Here is a 16050-nt window from a genome sequence, read left to right as displayed (position 1 = left end):
AGCTGTCAGCCACAGAGGAGGGTTACAACTGCAGGATCAGGGTTTTCAGCGGTGGCTGTTGATCCAGCGACGGGAAGTCCGCGCCCGGAGTCATCACGCTCCATTCGCGGACCGGTCGCCCGGCCTTCTCTGCACAACGCAGGACCTGTTCGCGCCAGTCGTCCATGCTGACTTTTGCCAGGTTGTTGCAGCAGATCAGCACGCCGTTGTCAGCGGTGGTCAGCAGCGCCGGCTTGAGCAGGCTCTGATAGTCGCGCAGCAGGTCGACGGTGCCGAAGGCGCTCTTGGCCCAAGCGGGCGGGTCGAGCAGCACCAGATCGTATTGACGCTGGTCGAGTCGCTGATAGCTCGGCAGTTTCTGCCCGCGCCGCTGGCTGATCGGCAGGCCGGCGAGCTGACGGATCGCCGGGAAGTAATCGGACTGGATGAATTGCATCTCGGGCAATTGCGGGTTGAGCAGACCGTTTTCCCGGCCGACCGCCAGATTGCCCTCGGCGAAATCCAAATTGCACACCTCGCGCGCACCGCCGGCAGCGGCACTCAGGCCGACGCCACAGGTGTAGGCAAACAGGTTGAGCACGCTTTTGCCCTTGGCGTGATCCTTGACCCAGCCACGGGTGTTGCGCAGGTCGAGAAACAGCAGCGGATCCTGCCCGGCATGCCGCCCGCGCACGCGATAGTTCAGGCCCCATTCGTGACCGACCAGATCCGCCAGCGCGGCGGCGTCGGCTTTGTAGACGCTGTCTTCGCGGTCGATCCGCGAGTTGCCCCGGGAGCGGTCGTTGTAGACCAGCAGGGTTTCGAAGCCCAGGGTCTGATTGACCATGGCGTGCAGTTGCACCAGGTCGTCACGCTCCAGCGTCTGGTGAAAACTCTGCACCAGCAATTGCGGACCGTAGCGGTCGACGGTCAGGCCACCGGCGCCTTCCTGGCTGCCGTGGAACAGCCGATAGCAATCGGTGCCTTGGCTGTGCAGCTCAGCGAGCAGATTCTGGCGTTTATCGAGAGCGGCGCGCAGCGCCTGATTCAAGGAAGACATGCGTGCGCCTTGCTGATGAGAATGGGGGCGCGGGAGTTTAGCAGCTTGGCGGGCAATCGAGTTGCGCCCTTCGCGAGCAGGCTCGCTCCCACACAGGATCTATGCTGCAAATCAAATCTCCTGTGGGAGCGAGCCTGCTCGCGAAGCTTTTAGGTCAGCAGTCCCATTCGGCGTTTGGCGCGCTGCACCGAACCGTTGCGCATCGCCCAGCGCAGCATCGGCGCACTGCGCTTCACGCTGGCGCGGATCAACTGGCGTTGCAGCGGGTTCTGCCGTATGCCGAACATGGCGCTTGCCCAGTCCGGCAGCAGGTCGATGCCGGCCTTCATCATCAAGTCGCCAAACGGTCGGGCCAGCACGCTCGGAGCCGGGGCGTCGAGCAGCAAGCGCAGGACTTCGCGGCTGCGTTCATCACAGAGCAATTGCGGGCGCATGCGTTGCAGATAGTCGGCCACGGCCTGCCGCGATTTCGGCACGTCCCGCGCACCCAGGCGCTCGGCGACCACGGCGATTTCCGCGTAGTAACGATCCTGATCCGCCGCCGACAAATGCGGGTTGCGGTAACGCAGATGCGCGGCAAGAAAGTGACTGACCTCGGCAACATGCACCCAGGTCAGCAGGTCCGGATCGCTGGCGGCATACGGCCGGCCATCCGGCGCGGTACCGACCACCTGCAGGTGAATGCTGCGCACTTTGTCGATCAGCCATTCGGCGTCGCGGCGCGAGCCGAAGGTGGTGCCGGAGACAAACTGACTGGTGCGGCGCAAACGACCGAGCATGTCCTGACGAAAATTCGAATGGTCCCAGACCCCGGCCAGCGCCAGCGGATGCAGGGCTTGCAGCAACAACGCGCTGATGCCGCCGATCAGCATGCTGCTGAAATCGCCGTGCACTTGCCAACTGACCGAGTCCGGCCCGAACAGCCCGGGATCGCCCTTGGGATTTTCCAGGTCGAGCTGACCGAGGGACAGACCGGTCAGGCTCATGAGTTGGTTTTCGATACGGCTGCGGATGAATTCCATGACAACTCATTGGTGGTGGACGGGCGCGGCCGGTTGACCGCGCCGGGGACGTTACTGATTCAGTCGTTTGTCGATCAAGCCTTGTACTACGCTCGGGTCGGCCAGGGTCGAGGTGTCGCCGAGGCTGTCGAGTTCGTTGCAGGCGATCTTGCGCAGGATCCGCCGCATGATCTTGCCTGAACGGGTTTTCGGCAAGGCCGGCGCCCACTGGATCAGGTCCGGTTTGGCGAAGCTGCCGATTTCCTTGCTGACGTGGGCCAGCAGTTCCTTCTTCAGCTCGTCGCTCGGTTCGACGCCGTTCATGGGGGTGACGAAGGCGTAGATGCCCTGGCCTTTGACGTCGTGCGGGTAACCGACCACGGCCGCCTCGGCGATGCTGTCGTGCAGCACCAGCGCGCTTTCCACTTCGGCGGTGCCGATGCGGTGGCCGGAGACGTTGATCACGTCGTCGATGCGCCCGGTAATCCAGTAATCGCCGTCCTCGTCGCGGCGTGCGCCGTCACCGGTGAAGTAATAGCCGGGGTAGGGTTTGAAATAGGTGTCGACCATTCTTTGCGGATCGCCGTAGACGCTGCGGATCTGCGCCGGCCAACTGGATTTGATCGCCAGCACGCCGCTGCCGGCGCCTTTGATTTCCTTGCCGTGCTCGTCGAGCAGCACCGGTTGCACGCCGAACATCGGCTGCGTGGCGCAACCCGGCTTGATGCGTTGCGCACTGACCAACGGGCTGAGCATGATCCCGCCGGTTTCGGTCTGCCACCAGGTATCGACAATCGGGCAGCGCTGCTCGCCGACCACGTTGAAGTACCATTCCCACGCTTCCGGGTTGATCGGCTCTCCGACGCTGCCGAGCAATCTGAGGCTTTGGCGCGACGTTTCCTGCAGCGGCCCGGCACCTTCGCGCATCAGCGCACGCAGGGCGGTCGGTGCGGTGTAGAAGATGTTCACTTTGTGTTTGTCGATCACCTGCCAAAAGCGCGAGGTGCTCGGATAACTTGGCACGCCTTCGAAGATCAGCGTGGTCGCGCCGTTGGCCAGCGGGCCGTAGACGATGTAGCTGTGGCCGGTAACCCAACCGACATCGGCGGTGCACCAGAACACTTCGCCCTCGCGGTAATCGAGCACGTATTTGAAGGTCATCGCCGCCTGCAGCAGGTAGCCGCCGGTGGTGTGCAGCACGCCCTTGGGTTTGCCGGTGCTGCCGGAGGTATAAAGGATGAACAGCGGATCCTCGGCGTCCATTGGCTCCGGTGGACAGTCATCGCTGACGTCACGCACGGCCTGGTGATACCAGAGGTCACGGCCTTCGACCCAATCGACTTTGCCTTGGCTGCGCTCGACTACGACGACGGTGCTGACGTCCGGACAACTTTGCAGGGCCTTGTCGACGTTGTGCTTGAGTGGCACGAACTTGCCGCCGCGTACGCCTTCATCGGCGGTGATCACCGTGCGGCAGTCGGCGTCGAGAATGCGGTCACGCAATGAGTCCGGGGAGAAGCCACCGAACACCACCGAGTGAATCGCGCCGATCCGCGCGCAGGCGAGCATGGCGTAGGCCGCCTCGGGGATCATCGGCATGTAGATGCACACCCGATCGCCTTTTTTCACCCCACGGCTTTTCAGCACATTGGCCAGGCGGCAGACGTGATGGTGGAGTTTTTTGTAGGTGATCTGCGCTGATTCGGCCGGGTCGTCGCCTTCCCAGAGGATCGCAGTCTGCTCGCCGCGCTGGGCGAGGTGGCGGTCGATGCAGTTGTAACTGACGTTCAGTTGGCCGCCGGCAAACCAGGACGCTTCACCGGTTTTCAGGTCGTAGCGCTGGACGGTCTGCCACGGTGTGCTCCAGTCGAGGAAGCGGGTGGCCTGTTCGGCCCAGAAGGCGCTGGGGTGTTCAATCGATTCGCGGTACAGACGCTTGTAGTCGTCCTGACTCAACTGCGCAGCCCGGCGGACGGCATCGGCTTTGGGGAACGTGCTGATATCGAACATGACGGTTACTTATTCTTGTTGTGCGACAGGAATAAAGATGCGCCGAGCGGCCCGGAGGTTCAAGTCATCCCTAAAACAACTGTGGGAGCGAGCCTGCTCGCGAATGCGGTGTATCAGTCACAAAGATGCTGAATGACACACCGAATTCGCGAGCAGGCTCGCTCCCACATTGGAAATGGGTTGCCCACAGGAATTGTGGGCAACCCATTCACATCACCCGCGGTGACGACCGCGGAAGTAGTTGATCAGGCCCTGGGTAGAAGCATCGTCAGCAACGGTTTCATCGCTGCCGACCAGACGGTTGTAAACGCCTTTGCCCAGTTCCTTGCCCAGTTCCACGCCCCACTGGTCGAAGGCGTTGATGCCCCAGACCACGCTTTGCACGAACACTTTGTGCTCATACATGGCGACCAGCGCGCCGAGACGACGCGGGCTGATGCGCTCGACCACAATGGTGTTGCTCGGACGGTTGCCCGGGATCACCTTGTGCGGTGCGAGTTTGTGCACCTGCTCTTCGCTCATGCCTTTTTCGCGCAGTTCGGCTTCGGCTTCCGGCAGGGTCTTGCCGAGCATCAGCGCCTGGCTTTGCGACAGGCAGTTGGCGTACAGCCACTGATGGTGATCGGAGACCGGGTTGAAGCTGACGATCGGCACGATGAAATCAGCCGGGATCAGTTGGGTGCCCTGGTGCAGCAACTGGTGATAAGCGTGCTGACCGTTGCAGCCGACGCCGCCCCAGATCACCGGGCCGGTATCGGTCGACACCGAGGTGCCGTCCTGACGCACGCTCTTGCCGTTGGATTCCATGTCCAGCTGTTGCAAGTGCTTGGTGATGTTGCGCAGATAGTGGTCGTACGGCAGGATCGCGTGGCTTTGCGCGCCCCAGAAGTTGCCGTACCACACGCCGAGCAGGGCCAGCAGCACTGGCATGTTCTGTTCGAATGGTGCGCTCTGGAAATGCTGGTCCATGGTGTAGGCACCGGACAGCAGTTCCTTGAAGTTGGACATGCCGATGGCCAGGGCAATCGGCAGACCGATGGCCGACCACAGCGAGTAACGACCGCCGACCCAGTCCCACATCGGGAAGATGTTTTCTTCACGGATGCCGAACGCGACGGCCGCAGCATTGTTGCTCGATACCGCGATGAAGTGGCGATACAGCTCGGCTTCCGAACCGCCCTGAGCCAGGTACCAGGCGCGGGCGGCCTGAGCGTTCTTCAGGGTTTCGAGGGTGTTGAAGGATTTCGACGAAACGATGAACAGCGTGGTTTCGGCGCGCAGCTTTTGCGTCAGTTCGTGGAACTCACTGCCGTCGATGTTCGCCAGGTAATGGCAACGCACGCCTTTCTGCGCGTAGGACAACAGCGCTTCGGAGACCAGCTCCGGGCCGAGGAAAGAACCACCGATGCCGATGTTGACCACGTCAGTGATCGGCTTCTCGGTGTAACCACGCCACAGACCGTCATGGATGCGGCCGACCAGATCCGTGATCTGGTTCAGCACCTTGTGCACTTCCGGCATCACGTTGACGCCGTTGACCGACAGCTTGTCGCCGACCGGACGGCGCAGGGCGGTATGCAGCGCCGGGCGGCCTTCGGAGGCGTTGACGATTTCGCCGTCGAACAGCGCTTTGATCGCGCCTTTCAGATCGACTTCATTGGCCAGGCCCACCAGCAGGTTGCGGGTCTCGGCGTTGATCAGGTTCTTCGAATAATCGAGAAACAGTCCGCAGCTGCTGAGCGTGAATTGATTGAAGCGCTGCGGATCGGCGTTGAAGGCTTCGCGCATGCTGAAATCCTGCATGGCTTGGCGGTGATCTTTCAACGCTTGCCAGGCAGGCAGAGCGGTAACGTCATGAGGAGTGCGGTAGTACGCCATCGCTGCGGTTTTCCTTTTTACTTGAACGGCCTTTTGAACACAGAACAGACCGATACGCCATGTTTGGGCGAGGGTCAAATGCGTCGACACGATTTTTCAACGCAGGGCGAATACAGTAAACCTCGCGCTGCGATCTGTCTTGACTTCTTCTGACCTGTTCCCTGTACTTTTTTAACATCAATACCGGGAACTGGCCGACCAACGGAAGGGGAGTGGCGCGTCGAAGCGGCTCAGGCCACCTGAACCGGAATGGCGTTGCTGGTGTGGCTGAGCTCGTTGCCCGGGGCCATGTAGAGCATGCGCGGCTTGAAGTTCAGCAGTTCCGCTTCGCTGTAATGGGCGTAGGCGCAAATGATCACGCGGTCGCCGACCTTGGCTTTATGCGCGGCTGCGCCGTTGACCGAAATCATCCGCGAACCTTCTTCGCCACGAATCGCGTAGGTGGTGAAGCGCTCGCCGTTGTCGACGTTATAGATCTGGATCTGCTCGTACTCACGGATGCCGGACAAGTCCAGCCATTCGCCATCAATGGCGCAGGAACCTTCGTAATCGAGTACCGCGTGAGTGACTTCGGCGCGGTGCAGCTTGGCCTTGAGCATGATGGCGTGCATGAGGGATTTCCCGGGTTGGAAGCAAACGGCGGGCAGTGTGCCCGAAGGCTTTGGGGGCGGCAATATGGTCTGTGTGGACACCAGAAACCACTGTGGGAGCGAGCCTGCTCGCGAAAGCGTCGGAACAGTCGACATCGTTGTCAGCTGACAGATCGCATTCGCGAGCAGGCTCGCTCCCACAGGGGATATTGCGGTGTTGGTTAAGTCGGGCTATCGAGGTTCAGGTGCAGGTTGTCGATCAACCGCGTGGTGCCGAGGAACGCCGCCACCAGAATCACCAGATCGCGGTCTTCTGCCGTCGCCGGACGCAAGGTCAGGGCGTGGCGGATTTCCAGGTAATCCGGACGCAGGCCGGCGGCTTCCAGCTGTTGTACCTGAGCGGCGATCAGCGCCGGGTAGTCGCGCTCACCTTGCTTGATCGACTCGGCAATCGCGCTCAGGGTGCGATAGACCACCGGCGCCACCGCGCGCTGATCTTCGTTGAGGAAGCCGTTGCGCGATGACAGCGCCAGGCCGTCAGCCGCGCGCACGGTCGGTTCGCCGATGATCTGGATTGGCATGTTCAGGTCATGCACCAGCGCGCGGATCACCGCCAGTTGCTGGAAGTCCTTCTGGCCGAAGATCGCCAGATCCGGCTGGACCATGTTGAACAGCTTGCTGACCACCGTCGCCACACCTTCGAAGTGCCCCGGACGGCTGGCGCCGCACAGGCCTTCGGACAGTTGCGGAACGCTGACCCGGGTCTGCCCGGCCATGCCGTCGGGGTACATCTCTTCGACGGTCGGGGCGAACAGCAAGTGGCAGCCGGCTTGCAGCAGCTTTTCCTGATCCGCCGCCAGGGTGCGCGGGTACTTGTCGAGGTCTTCGCCGGCGCCGAACTGCAGCGGGTTGACGAAAATGCTCGCGACCACGAAATCCACGCGCTGAGTGGCTTTGGTGATCAGCGCGATATGGCCGCTGTGCAGGTTGCCCATGGTCGGCACGAAGCCGATGCGCTTGCCTTCACTGCGGGCGCGCGCCACGGCGGCGCGCAGTTCGCGTACGGTTTTAACGGTGTTCATGCAGAGAATCCGTGTTCGATCCCAGGGAAAGTAACGCCTTTGACTTCGTTGACGTAGGCTTTAAGTGCGGACTGGATGCTGTCCTGACCCTGCATGAAGTTCTTGACGAATTTCGGCACGCGGCCGGTGATCGACAGGCCGAGCATGTCGTGCAGCACCAGCACCTGGCCGTCGGTATCGCTACCGGCGCCGATGCCGATGACCGGAATCTTCACCGCCTGGCTGATTTCCGCAGCCAGCTCGCTCGGCACGCATTCGAGCAGCAGCATCGAAGCACCGGCCTGTTCCAGCGAGATCGCGTCGGCACGCATCTGCCGCGCCTGGTTCTCGTTGCGGCCCTGCACTTTATAGCCACCAAGAATGTTCACCGCTTGTGGAGTCAGGCCCATGTGCGCGCAGACCGGCACACCGCGCTCGGCCAGCAGGCGGATCGACTCCGCCAGCCACAGCGCACCCTCGACCTTGACCATGTGCGCACCGGCCTGCATCAGCATGGCGCTGTTGGTCATGGTTTGTTCGAGGGTGGCGTTGGCCATGAACGGCAGGTCAGCCAGGATCAGGGCGTCGGTGTTGCCGCGTTTGACGCAGGCGGTGTGGTAGGCCATTTCTGCGGTGGTCACCGGCAAGGTGCTGTCGTGCCCTTGCAGAACCATGCCGAGGGAGTCGCCCACCAGCAGCACTTCGACACCGGCCTCGTTGCAGGCGTGGGCGAAGGTCGCGTCATAGCAGGTCAGCATGGTGATCTTTTCACCTTTCTGCTTGAGGCTCTGGAGCGTGGTCAGGGTGATGGCTGGCATGTAAAAAATCCTCGTTCAGGCGCTCTGGAAACTACTGCGAGTAACGCGCGTGATTCTTCGTCTACTCAGGCGCACGCTCTTTTGTCGTGCTTATAAGGCCTGGATTGCGCCCGTATGTGCCGGGTTGGCGGCAGCGGGACGCCTATAGTCGTGAGGAGCCAAGCGGAAGTCAATTGCGTGTGTTACCGCATTGTTACGAGGGGAGTGTTACCGGCGTTACTGATGCGATTCAGCGGCGCGGCGGGCCTGATTGGCGGGTTTTTTGTCCGACAAAAAATAAGAATTGGAATACTCGATGTGGGAGCGGGCTTGCTCGCGAAAGCGGTGGGTCTGTTGACTGATTGAGTGACTGACACGACGCTTTCGCGAGCAAGCCCGCTCCCACAGGAGGTGTGGTTTCAAGCGTGCGCGAGGCGTTCGAGGCCTACGAACGGGCAGGCGGCGAGCAGATCGGACAGCGCGCGGCCATCGGCCAGGCGCAGGTCTGCGGGAGCCAGTTCGGCCAGCGGATACAGAACGAACGCCCGTTCCTGAATCTGATAATGCGGGACTTTCAGGCGTGGCTCATCGATCAGGCGATCGCCGAACAACAGGATGTCCAGATCAAGCGTGCGCGGGCCCCAGCGTTCGAGGCGTTCGCGGCCCTGGTCGTTCTCGATGGCTTGCAGCGCATCGAGCAAATCGAGCGGCGCGAGATCACTGTCGAGGGCGGCGACCGCATTGGTGTAACGCGGTTGCCCTGGCAGCAGTGAATCGCTCTGATAGAACGCCGAGACGCCGGCGAGGGTGGTCTGCGGCAATTGCCCCAGCGCGTTGAGCGCGCTGCGCAATTGTTCGGCCGGGTCAGCGAGGTTGCTGCCCAGGCCGATATAGATGCGTTCCATGCCTTATTCGCCCGATGCGCTCGGAGCCCCGGCGCGCTTGCGCTTGGAACCGCTGCTGCGGCGACGTTTGCGCGGCGCGCCGCTGGCGTCATCACCCTTGCCGCTGAGTTCGCGAATCATCTCGCGACGCTCGCTGTCGTTGGCGTCCTGATAATCCGTCCACCATTCGCCCAGGCCATCGGTCTGCTCGCCAGCGCTTTCACGTAACAGCAGGAAGTCGTAACCGGCGCGGAAACGTGGATTGTCCAGCAGCAGGTCGGCGCGTTTGCCGCTGCGGCGTGGCAAGCGTTCCTGCATGTCCCAGATTTCGCGGATCGGCATGGTGAAGCGCTTTGGAATGGCGATGCGCTGGCACTGCTCGGCGATCAGCTCGTGCGCACCTTCCTGCATCGCCGGAATCGGCGGCATGCCACGCTCTTGCAGACGCAACACGCGGGCCGGCAGGGCAGGCCACAGCAGGGCGGCAAACAGGAACGCCGGGGTCACCGGTTTGTTCTGCTTGATGCGCAGGTCGGTGTTGGTCAGCGCTTCGCTGATCAGCGTGTGGGTGTATTCCGGGTTGTGCTCCAGTGCGTCGGCACTGGCCGGGAACAACGGGGCAAACAGCTGCAGATCGACCAGCATCTCGAACGTGATTGCGCCATGGCCGGAGAGGAACAGCTTGAGCACTTCCTCGAACAGGCGGGCCGACGGGATCTCGCGCAGCATCGGCGCCAGTTCGCGGATCGGTTGCACAGTGTGTTTTTCGATGCCGAAATTCAGCTTGGCGGCGAAACGAACGGCACGCAGCATGCGCACCGGGTCCTCCTGGTAACGCTGCTTCGGATCGCCGATCAGGCGGATCAGGTGATTGCGGATGTCGTGTACGCCGTTGGCGTAATCGAGAATGCGCTCGCTGACCGGATCGTAATACAAGGCGTTGATGGTGAAGTCGCGGCGTTGCGCGTCTTCTTCCAGGGTGCCGTAGACGTTGTCGCGCAGAATCCGCCCGCTCTCGTTGCGCGAAGACTGGTTGCTGTCCTCGTCGTCTTCATTGACCGGGTGATTGGCGCGGAAGGTCGCGACTTCGATGATTTCGCGACCGAAATGAATGTGCACCAGTTTGAATCGGCGACCGATGATCCGCGCATTGCGGAATTCGGCACGGACTTGCTCGGGGGTGGCGCTGGTGGCGACGTCGAAGTCCTTGGGCGTGATGCCCAACAGCATGTCACGCACGCAACCACCGACCAGATAGGCCTGGTAGCCGGCGCCCTGCAAGCGTTCGACGATATTGACCGCATAGCGGCTGAATTGCCCCTTCTGCAGCGAATGTTGGCCGCTGTTGAGCACTTCAGGGGTGCTGCGGATGTGTTGCGTACGACGCACGGGAGTTCGGAATGACTGGAACAGCTTCTTCAGCATGGGATGCACTGTTTGAAGGAATGTTCGGCCATACCAAAGAATGACCGCATGATGGGCGCAGATTCTAGCATTTAGTCGGGGGATGGTGTAGGACGCAGCGGATTTGCGCTGTAAGTCGCAGGCTAAAGGCTTTGGGGGCGGGTTTTTGCGGGGGGGGGGAAGAAACTACAAGGGGAGCCGAAGCTCCCCCAGAAGTAGTTGCGTGCTCTTTTTATTATTGATTCGGGCTTCTTGTTTTTGTTGAGTGCCCTCGCCATGAAGCTTTTCCTTCATGACCCTCCCAATCGGGAGCCAAGAGCAAACGGATTGCTTTGGTCGCTGTGTTGCAGTGATCTTGCGATCCAACCAGTACAGGCTCTGTCTTAGGACAGTTTTTGTTGTTCTCGGCCTGGTCGTGGGGCTAGCCCCAAATACAACGCCTCTCCAAAAGAATCAGTTAGCTGCGCCTCTCGCCGTCTTGTTTTTATTGTGCGTGAGTCGATTCGTCTTATTTTTATTGTCTTGTGCATTGCTTGTTATTGTTCTTGTACCAAACATATAGCAGGTGCCGTGCCAACTTTTGCGAAGCCCAATAAAACAAGGGGTTAGGTCGATATAACGGTTTTCTCGGGGCGAAAAAAAGCCGGGGTTTCGTTACCGATAACCCCGGCTTCTGTTACGTGAAAGGACTGAGGTAACAGTTTTTTCACATCTTCAAGCGTTACGCGCACACTCGACAGGTAACGTTCAGCTCTCGCTGGCGACCCCGGTCTTGCGCCGTGGAATGCCCAGGCGCTGACGGCGTTCCCACAGGCACTTGCGGCTGACGCCCAGTTTGCGCGCCAGCTCGGTCTCGGTCATGTGGTCCTGATGCTCAAGAACGAAGTGCTGGAAGTAATCTTCCAGCGACAGGTCTTCCGTCGGCTCATGGCTGCTGTTGCTGGTGTTACCTGCGGTTTGCGCAGGCAAGCCGATGAACTCGTCGTCTTCCAGATCGCTCAACTCGATGTCGATGCCCAGCAGGTCGGCAGAGATTTCCGGGCTTTCGCTCAGGATCACTGCGCGCTCGACTGCGTTTTCCAGCTCGCGCACGTTACCCGGCCAGGAATAGTGCCGGATGGCCTGTTCGGCATCGGCGGCAAATTTCAGGTCGGTACGGTTGATGCGCGCACTCTGGCGAGCGAGGAACGCGGTGGCGATTTCGTTGACGTCGGCGCCACGTTCACGCAGGGGCGGCAATTTCAGGGCAATCACGTGCAGGCGGTAATACAGATCTTCACGGAACTGGCCGATTTTCGCCAGGCTCTTGAGGTCACGGTGGGTCGCGGCGATCAAACGCACATCGACCTTTTGCGACTGCACCGACCCCACGCGGCGAATCTCGCCTTCCTGCAGCACGCGCAGCAGACGGGCCTGGGCTTCGAGCGGCAGTTCGCCGATCTCGTCGAGGAACAGCGTGCCGCCGTCCGCCGCTTCCACCAGACCGGCGCGACCGGCGCTGGCGCCAGTGAACGCGCCTTTTTCGTGGCCGAACAGTTCGGACTCGATCAGGCTTTCCGGAATGGCAGCGCAGTTCACCGAAATCATCGGTGCCTTGGCACGCTTGGACAGGTTATGCAGGGCGCGGGCCACCAGCTCTTTACCGGTGCCGGACTCGCCCTGGATCAGGACATTGGAATCGGTCGGCGCAACTTTGCGGATCTTGCTGTACAGATCCTGCATCGGCGGGCACGAGCCAATGATGCCGATCTCGCCGTTGCTGTTGTCGACAGACGACTTGCCGCTGCCATTGGCTGCTTTGCCGGCAGGCACTTCGCCGGCGGCAGGCGTCGACTGGTGATCACGCAGGATCCGCGCGACCGCCTGAAGCATTTCATCATGATCGAAAGGCTTGGCGATGTAGTCCACCGCGCCCATCTTCATCGAGTCGACCGCCGAGCGCAGGCTGGCGTAGCTGGTCATGATCAGCACCGGCTTGCCCTGGCCAAGCTTGATCAGCTCTGTGCCGGGGGCGCCAGGCAGGCGCAGGTCGCTGACGATCAGATCGAATGTGGGAATACTGAAGCGTTCTTGTGCTTCCTGCACTGAACCGGCTTCGCTGACCTGGTACTGGTTACGTTCCAGCAGGCGGCGCAAGGCGGAGCGGATAATGGTTTCGTCTTCGACGATCAAAATGTGCGGCATTGATTCGATACTCTCGACGGTCTCAGTTCACAGCGGACGTCGCTTCGACATGACGCGGTAAGGTCACCCGGATACGGGTGCCGCGCTGGCTTTGTACATCAGCCGGGCTGTCGATGGTGATTTGTCCATAATGCTCTTCAACGATGGAATAGACCAGTGCAAGGCCCAGACCGGTACCTTCACCCGGATCCTTGGTGGTGAAGAAAGGTTCGAACAATCGGTCCATGATGTTCTGCGGAATACCACTGCCTTCGTCTTCGACGATCAGATCGACCGTGTGTTCGCCGGCTTCACTCTTGACCCGTACGGCACTGTGCGGCGGCGAGGCGTCGCGGGCATTGGAGAGCAGATTGATCAGCACCTGGGCGAGGCGTTGCGGATCGCCTTCGACCCAGTGATCGGGGTCGCACAGGTTGTAGAACTGCACTTCGAAGTTGCGCCGGTTCAGCGCCAGCAGGCCAATCGCGTCCTGCGCGACTTCGGCCAGACAGACGGGTTCGTCGCTGTGCTGGTGGCTGCCGGCATGGGCGAAGCTCATCAGCGACTGCACAATGCGCGACACGCGCTTGGTCTGTTCGAGAATCTGCCCGCTGATTTCCGTCAGTTCGCCATCTTCTTCACGTTCTTCGCGCAGGTTCTGCGCCAGACAGGCGATACCGGTGATCGGGTTGCCGATTTCATGAGCCACACCTGCCGCCAGTCGACCGATGCTCGCCAGACGTTCTGAGTGCACCAGTTTGTCTTCGAGCATCTGCGTTTCGGTCAGGTCTTCCACCAGCAGCACCAGGCCGCTGTTGCCCGGTGCCAACGGTTCATCGATCGCCGCTTTGTGCAGATTGAGCCAGCGGGTCTGGCCGTCGAGGGCCAGGTGCTGTTTGTGCAAATGTTCGTCGGGCAGGTTGATGAAGCCCTGCAGCAATTGCTTCCACGGATTGGCGATGGTGCTCAGGCGCGAACCCACCACCCGTTGTGCGGCGATGCCGGTGAGTTCTTCCATGGCCTTGTTCCACATCAGGATCTCTTGATCCTTGGCCAGCGAGCAGACACCCATCGGCAGCTCCTGCAGGGTCTGGCGGTGGTAGCGGCGCAAGGCGTCGAGTTCGGCGGCCAGCCCGGTGAGGCGCGAGTGGTAATCCTCGAGGCGGCTTTCGATGAAGTGGATGTCTTCGGTCACATAGTTTTCGCCGCCGGCCTTGTACGGCAGGAAGGTTTCGACCATGTCCTGCGCCACACTCGGGCCCATCAGTCCGGAGAGGTTGGCTTCGATCCGGTCGCGCAAGCGGCGCAGCGCATAAGGACGGCGTTCGTCGAACGGCAGATAGAGATCGCGCAGGGCCTGTTCGACTTCTTTCTGCGCTGCCTTGGCGCCCAGCGGTTTGGCCAGTTGCGTGGCGAATTCCTGGGGTGAAGCAGCGTGCAGTTCGCGGCGTTGCGGGCGACGCACGTTATCCACCGCGCAGGCTTCGGCGGCGCTGGCTTCTTCAGGGCTGGCGTTGGTGAACAGCGAGATCAGGGTGAACATCAGCACGTTGGCCGCCAGCGAGGCGATGGCCGCCATGTGCCAACTGGTGTCGTCCAGCACGTAAATCATGTTCAGCAGCGGAATGTAGAAACCCTGCAGATTGCCGACCAGCGGCAATAGCATGGTCACCACCCACACCAGAATCCCCGCCAGCAAGCCGGCGATAAAGCCGCGACGGTTGGCGGTCGGCCAGTACAGCACCGAGAGCACGCCGGGCAGGAATTGCAGGGTCGCGACGAAGGCGACGATGCCGAGGTTGGCCAGGTCCTGCCCGGCGCCGAGCATCAGGTAAAAGCAGAAACCGGCCATGATGATCGCGACGATCAGCGCCCGGCGGGTCCACTTCAGCCAGCGGTAGATATTGCCTTCGGCCGGTGGCTGGTACAGCGGCAGCACCAAGTGGTTCAGCGCCATGCCCGACAGCGCCAGGGTGGTGACGATGATCAGGCCACTGGCGGCCGACAGTCCGCCGACGTACGCGAGCAGGGCCAGCGGTTTGCTGTTGGCAGCAATGCCGATACCGAGGGTGAAGTATTCCGGGTCAGTGGTGGCGCCGAGCTTCAGGCCGGCCCAGAGAATCAACGGCACCGCCAGACTCATCAGCAACAGGAACAGCGGCAGGCCCCAACTGGCACTGACCAGCGAGCGCGGATTGAGGTTTTCGGTGAAGGTCATGTGATACATGTGCGGCATCACGATCGCCGAGGCGAAGAACACCAGCAACAGCGTGCGCCACGGCCCTTCCTGCAGCGGCGTGTGCAACGCGGCGAGGGCGGTCTGGTTTTGCAGCAGCCACAGTTCAAGCTGTTGCGGGCCGTCGAACACGCCGTACAACGCATAGAGGCCGACGCCGCCGAGGGCAATCAGTTTGATCACCGATTCGAAGGCAATCGCGAACACCAGCCCTTCGTGTTTCTCGCGGGTGGCGATATGCCGGGAGCCGAAGAAGATCGTGAACAGAATGATCAGTGCGCAGAACGCCAGCGCGACGCGGCTCTGGATCGGCTCGCCGGTCAGGATGCCGATGGAATCGGCCACCGCCTGAATCTGCAACGCCAGCAACGGCAGTACGCCGATCAGCATGAAGATCGTGGTCAGCGCGCCGGCCCAGGTGCTGCGAAAGCGGAAAGCGAACAGATCCGCCAGCGACGACAATTGATAAGTGCGGGTGATTTTCAGGATCGGATACAGCAGCACCGGCGCCAGAAGAAACGCGCCGGACACCCCGAGGTAGCTGGAGAGAAAGCCGTAGCCGTACTGATAGGCCAGGCCCACGGTGCCGTAAAATGCCCACGCACTGGCGTAGACCCCCAGCGACAGGGTGTAGGTCAACGGGTGGCGAATGATCGCTCGCGGGATCATGCCCCGTTCGCTGATCCAGGCGACGCCGAACAGCACCGTCAGGTACGCGGCGCTGACCAGGATCATCTGGGTCAGGCTAAAGCTCATCGGCATCTTTTTGGCTCTGCAGGATGAAGGTCACGACAATCAGGATCAACCAGAGCAGATACGGCCGATACCAGGCGCCCGTGGCGTCGATCCACCAATCCATGATGGCTGGTGAAAACAGATAGATTCCCACGACCAGAAGCAGGACCAAGCGATAGATGTACATCCCGGCCTCTCTTTTTTATGCGCGTGCCCGAAAACGTGCGGCGATGGTAACGGATGGGCGCGCCA

12 protein-coding genes are annotated in these 16050 nt (G+C 61.2%); all 12 read right to left on the bottom strand.

The annotated features are described in order from the left end of the window. Nucleotides 1-22: 22 nt before the first annotated feature. A complete protein-coding gene (locus tag H043_RS0124745) occupies nucleotides 23-1039 on the bottom strand; it encodes a class I SAM-dependent rRNA methyltransferase (protein WP_027614105.1) in 1017 nt (338 codons plus the stop codon). Between the two features lie 149 nt (nucleotides 1040-1188). Continuing rightward, nucleotides 1189-2061 (bottom strand): oxygenase MpaB family protein, encoded by an 873-nt coding sequence (locus H043_RS0124740; protein ID WP_027614104.1) that lies wholly within the window; start codon nucleotides 2059-2061, stop codon nucleotides 1189-1191. Nucleotides 2062-2112: 51 nt separating this feature from the next. Continuing rightward, on the bottom strand, nucleotides 2113-4050 hold the full coding sequence (gene acs / locus H043_RS0124735; protein ID WP_027614103.1) for an acetate--CoA ligase: 1938 nt from the start codon (nucleotides 4048-4050) through the stop codon (nucleotides 2113-2115). Between the two features lie 213 nt (nucleotides 4051-4263). Next, the gene (pgi, locus tag H043_RS0124730; protein ID WP_027614102.1) at nucleotides 4264-5928 is read right to left on the bottom strand and encodes a glucose-6-phosphate isomerase; all 1665 of its coding nucleotides are present in this window, start codon (nucleotides 5926-5928) and stop codon (nucleotides 4264-4266) included. A gap of 230 nt (nucleotides 5929-6158) precedes the next feature. After that, nucleotides 6159-6539: an aspartate 1-decarboxylase gene (gene panD / locus H043_RS0124725; RefSeq protein WP_003228271.1), complete on the bottom strand. Its 381-nt coding sequence runs from the start codon at nucleotides 6537-6539 to the stop codon at nucleotides 6159-6161. A gap of 200 nt (nucleotides 6540-6739) precedes the next feature. Further along, a complete protein-coding gene (gene panC / locus H043_RS0124720) occupies nucleotides 6740-7600 on the bottom strand; it encodes a pantoate--beta-alanine ligase (protein ID WP_027614101.1) in 861 nt (286 codons plus the stop codon). Beyond that, nucleotides 7597-8397 carry a 3-methyl-2-oxobutanoate hydroxymethyltransferase gene (gene panB / locus H043_RS0124715; RefSeq protein ID WP_027614100.1) on the bottom strand — a complete coding sequence of 267 codons (801 nt, stop codon included), beginning with the start codon at nucleotides 8395-8397 and terminating at the stop codon, nucleotides 7597-7599. The genes panC and panB overlap by 4 nt, the downstream gene beginning before the upstream one ends. A 398-nt stretch (nucleotides 8398-8795) precedes the next feature. After that, nucleotides 8796-9281, bottom strand: a complete 486-nt coding sequence (gene folK, locus H043_RS0124705; RefSeq protein ID WP_027614098.1) for a 2-amino-4-hydroxy-6-hydroxymethyldihydropteridine diphosphokinase — start codon at nucleotides 9279-9281, stop codon at nucleotides 8796-8798. A gap of 3 nt (nucleotides 9282-9284) precedes the next feature. Continuing rightward, nucleotides 9285-10685, bottom strand: coding sequence for a polynucleotide adenylyltransferase PcnB (locus H043_RS0124700; protein WP_007963895.1), 1401 nt, complete (start codon nucleotides 10683-10685; stop codon nucleotides 9285-9287). A 726-nt stretch (nucleotides 10686-11411) separates the two neighbouring features. After that, nucleotides 11412-12848, bottom strand: coding sequence for a sigma-54 dependent transcriptional regulator (locus H043_RS0124695; RefSeq protein ID WP_027614097.1), 1437 nt, complete (start codon nucleotides 12846-12848; stop codon nucleotides 11412-11414). A 22-nt stretch (nucleotides 12849-12870) separates the two neighbouring features. Next, complete coding sequence (locus H043_RS0124690) at nucleotides 12871-15825, bottom strand: sensor histidine kinase (RefSeq protein ID WP_027614096.1); 2955 nt, start codon at nucleotides 15823-15825, stop codon at nucleotides 12871-12873. Further along, on the bottom strand, nucleotides 15809-15985 hold the full coding sequence (locus H043_RS30350) for a hypothetical protein (RefSeq protein WP_003176118.1): 177 nt from the start codon (nucleotides 15983-15985) through the stop codon (nucleotides 15809-15811). The genes H043_RS0124690 and H043_RS30350 overlap by 17 nt, the downstream gene beginning before the upstream one ends. Nucleotides 15986-16050: the final 65 nt, after the last annotated feature.

This window comes from Pseudomonas sp. URIL14HWK12:I6 (assembly GCF_000514195.1).
Lineage (GTDB): Bacteria > Pseudomonadota > Gammaproteobacteria > Pseudomonadales > Pseudomonadaceae > Aquipseudomonas > Aquipseudomonas putida_A.
This window is presented reverse-complemented; position numbering and strand designations above follow the sequence as displayed.